General features: G+C 33.8%; 4 protein-coding genes. 1 reads left to right on the top strand and 3 read right to left on the bottom strand.

Going from position 1 to position 3,478, the window contains the following annotated elements; translation table 11 throughout:
- Nucleotides 1-1,284: 1,284 nt before the first annotated feature.
- Nucleotides 1,285-1,611 (bottom strand): hypothetical protein, encoded by a 327-nt coding sequence (locus tag ACFIKE_RS08755; protein WP_375649354.1) that lies wholly within the window; start codon nucleotides 1,609-1,611, stop codon nucleotides 1,285-1,287.
- 205 nt (nucleotides 1,612-1,816) lie between these two features.
- On the opposite strand from ACFIKE_RS08755, the gene ACFIKE_RS08750 reads away from it, so the two are divergent.
- Complete coding sequence (locus ACFIKE_RS08750) at nucleotides 1,817-2,440, top strand: hypothetical protein (protein ID WP_375649352.1); 624 nt, start codon at nucleotides 1,817-1,819, stop codon at nucleotides 2,438-2,440.
- Between the two features lie 9 nt (nucleotides 2,441-2,449).
- Here the strand turns inward: ACFIKE_RS08750 and ACFIKE_RS08745 are convergent, their stop codons facing one another.
- Both ACFIKE_RS08745 and ssb read right to left on the bottom strand, forming a co-directional pair.
- Nucleotides 2,450-2,980: a hypothetical protein gene (locus ACFIKE_RS08745; RefSeq protein ID WP_375649350.1), complete on the bottom strand. Its 531-nt coding sequence runs from the start codon at nucleotides 2,978-2,980 to the stop codon at nucleotides 2,450-2,452.
- Nucleotides 2,981-2,995: 15 nt separating this feature from the next.
- Complete coding sequence (gene ssb / locus ACFIKE_RS08740; RefSeq protein ID WP_375649347.1) at nucleotides 2,996-3,436, bottom strand: single-stranded DNA-binding protein; 441 nt, start codon at nucleotides 3,434-3,436, stop codon at nucleotides 2,996-2,998.
- Between the last annotated feature and the right edge of the window lie 42 nt (nucleotides 3,437-3,478).

The raw sequence follows: 3,478 nt of genomic DNA, 5'->3' as shown, positions 1-3,478 counted from the left end.
GGTTATAAACGCATATAAAATGCATTGCTATAAACATATCATAAAAGAGAGAGTAAAATAAAAAAAAGCCGTGCCAAATGATATGACGCGGCTTTCAAATAGCGTTTTTTATTGATTAAAATGAATCATCCACAATGGAGTAATGAATGCATATATACAAAACGTATCATATTGCAAGCGCTCTATGAGAGATATGAAAACTTATCAAAAGAAACGTAAATGTGCGTATGATCTTTAATCACTCATTTGAATGAGAGAGCCTATAAATGCTTTCATGGCTATCAAACGTATCAAACAAATCAAAATGCTCGGTAGCTTTAACAATCCAATCAAAAGCAAATGCATATTAAGTGAATATCTTATAACAAAACGGTTTTTTACATTTACGAGCGTTGGTTTTCAAAAGCAGCTTTTCATAAGATAAATAAACAAACGCTTTTATAAAGTGTAAGGTTTTTAAGATTTTGCTCTGCTGTGAAATCTAGATCTTCGTTTTTCATAAATGAAACGTTCTTAAGAGCAAATGATAACTAAGTTATAACTGTGATAAAAAAAGTTTTAACGTTTCTTATAAAGATCTCATTTTATGTTTCAAACGTTTAAACGTGCATTTAAAGAGCTTTCATAGGCGTATTTGTACTTTTCATTAAAACCTAATTTCTTTAAATATTAGCCGGTCCATTTTTGGGGGCATTATCTTAGAATAGAGCATTCTTTAAACATTACAGCTTTTGACTCAAAATTGAATAAAATCCCATGTGAGATTACAATGGTTTTGAAGTTTTCTTGCTTGCGTTATATCATTAAAAAGCTTTCTCTTTCATAAGATATAACATTGTGATTTTCATTTTATATGTGGTGATACTATATTGATGCTGCTTACTTATCGTTTTCTAAACTTTTAGAAAGCGTTTTAAAAGCGATTTGTCTTTAAATCCTTTTATGCAATCTTTATAAATTAAACCTATAAGCTTATGACAGTTTCAAACGATTATCCTCTAATAGGTGATAAGATATTGCTATAATAAATATAGATTTTATGCTTCCCAATTTTGGGAACCAATAATTTTGTTCTTTATACGATTAAACAAACCAATCTTTAAAACAAGATGTAATCTTTAAACATATGTTATCGATTATTTCAAACAACTAAATTTTAAACAATGTGATTTGTGCTGTGATAAAAACGTATCATAAAATTTATGAACTGTTATGAATGATAGCTGCTTTTCATTTCATTTGAACGTTTACATGCGTTATAATATTTACATCATGATTTGCTTTTTATGGTCTATTCATACATGGCAATCTTATATAAAAAATAGTCAATTTAAACATGCATAAAAGGATGGATTCTTGAGTGGATTCATATAAAATAATTACGCTCAACATATTGACTTTATTGTGTTTTTTATGATAATATCTTTCCAAATAAGAGATCAAACCATCCTTGCCAATTTTATTCCCAGCATTCTCAGCAGCCTTAACCACTGCCTCTTTTAAAATGCGCGTCACTTTATTCGGAACGCCTTTGACACGCCCTTGACCTGCCTTTGGGGGTATACGCTTTTTAATAGGTTGTGGAGCCTGTTCTGTATTTTGTGATGTCATAAAATACACCCTCTAGATAATAAAAAACCCCGCATTTGCGGGGATTTCAAACTGCACTGCCTCTCATCTAGACACAATACGCCTAAGTACAGCGATGTCATTAAATACGATTTGCTACAATTTGTCAACATAAAAATAACACATATTGATAATTTCAAAGTGAATCGGTTAAACAGCGCTTATGAATAATTAAGGATCCAAAATAATGAAATCATTATCCATAACACGCATCATAACATTTATAGCTTTCTTTTCTATATCAGCGCTACCTGCATCAGCGTCATTTGGATTTATAGACAAATTGACGCGTATGTTTACAAGTGTAGATACTATAGAGAAGTATAATCAACTTTACGACAAATACGCGAGTAAAGAATATACTGGCTTTACGCATTTTAATAAGCTAAGCCAAGCACAAGAATTTGTATACAGCCGTGGCCATCATAAGATGCCTTCCAAATTTGATCCTGTATTGCATCGTCACGTATTCGTTATTTTATGTGGACGCTTTGTGAATTTATTGCGGGGTGAGTATAATGAAGAAATGTCATGGGCAATGCTACCCAATGTAGTAAGTCGTTTACGTTATGAACATAATTGGAGTGAAAGAGATTTTATGTGGGCATACAACGAATCCAATAACAGCAAAAATCCAATGATTTATTATGCAAAAAAATTTCTTAGTAATTCGACTGGAACTGGCATTAGCCCCAAAACACAAATGATAGTTGTAGTATCTGACGTGAGCACCGGTGATTATGAAAACACTAAACAAGTCGCTAGATTTTGCAGAGACTTACCAACGATATATGATATAATGAAACCGTAATAGAGATTGTCATTTACGATCAAAATGTTTCTGAAGCACATTAAGAACAACACGTAATGAATTCACAAGGTGTGGTAGCATTTGATCTTCTATAACGAGATACTGTAACGCTGCATAAAGGTTATATTGTCTATAGAGGCATTGGGCTTCTTTTAGTGCCTCTTGCGTGTTTATAAACTGCTCTGTTGCAAATGCTACCCACTTATCTCTTGCCTTATCATCTGAAGATGACGGCATTTCGTCATAAATCGCATTAGGCAAGCCTTTTGCACAAAGGTAATCGTTTCTTATCTGTAGATACTGCTGGGCGGCATCATATTGCTCTTGTATTATTACACCTTGCAAACAAAGTCGCCCTATATAAGTACCAGAAAGTGGATTTTTTGCCTCTTGTAGCGTTAAACCGAAGCGCTTTGCACGCATTTCTATTGCCAATTTATCAACGGCTTCACGCGGTGCTTTTGCACGTGATATACGTCCGTTTGGTTCTCTTACCTGCCCTGCTATTTTAGGGCGTCCCCTTTTTTTATTTTTTTTCATAACACCGCCTTTTATTTAAAAAGGAACACTGTCATTCATAACGGTATGGGGCGTATCAAGAGGTCTGTAAATGCTTCTGTCATAAGCAGATGACTGATCTTGATTATCATCATTTTTGCCATCTAAAAGCTTTAACTCGCCTTTGTACTGAGGCAATATGACTTCTGTTACATACCGTTCAACACCGTTTTTATCTTGCCATTTACGAGTTTGTAGTCGCCCCTCGATATAAACTTTGCTACCTTTACTGAGATACTGAAGTGCTATTTTTGCCAAGTGTGGATTAAACACCACAATGGAATGCCATTCGGTTTTGTCTATTCTCTTATTGGTTGCCTTGTCTGTATAGCTCTCAGACGTTGCTATACGAAAATTGACCACCTCGATGCCAGATGACATTGTTTTGCTTTCTGGATTGGCGCCTAAATGACCAATTAAAATCACTTTATTAAGCATGTTTGTAAGTCCCATTAAATGATGTAAAGATCATAACATGTT

It is taken from the genome of Bartonella sp. MU70NMGDW (assembly GCF_042194085.1).
Classification (GTDB): Bacteria; Pseudomonadota; Alphaproteobacteria; order Rhizobiales; family Rhizobiaceae; genus Bartonella; species Bartonella grahamii.
This window is presented reverse-complemented; position numbering and strand designations above follow the sequence as displayed.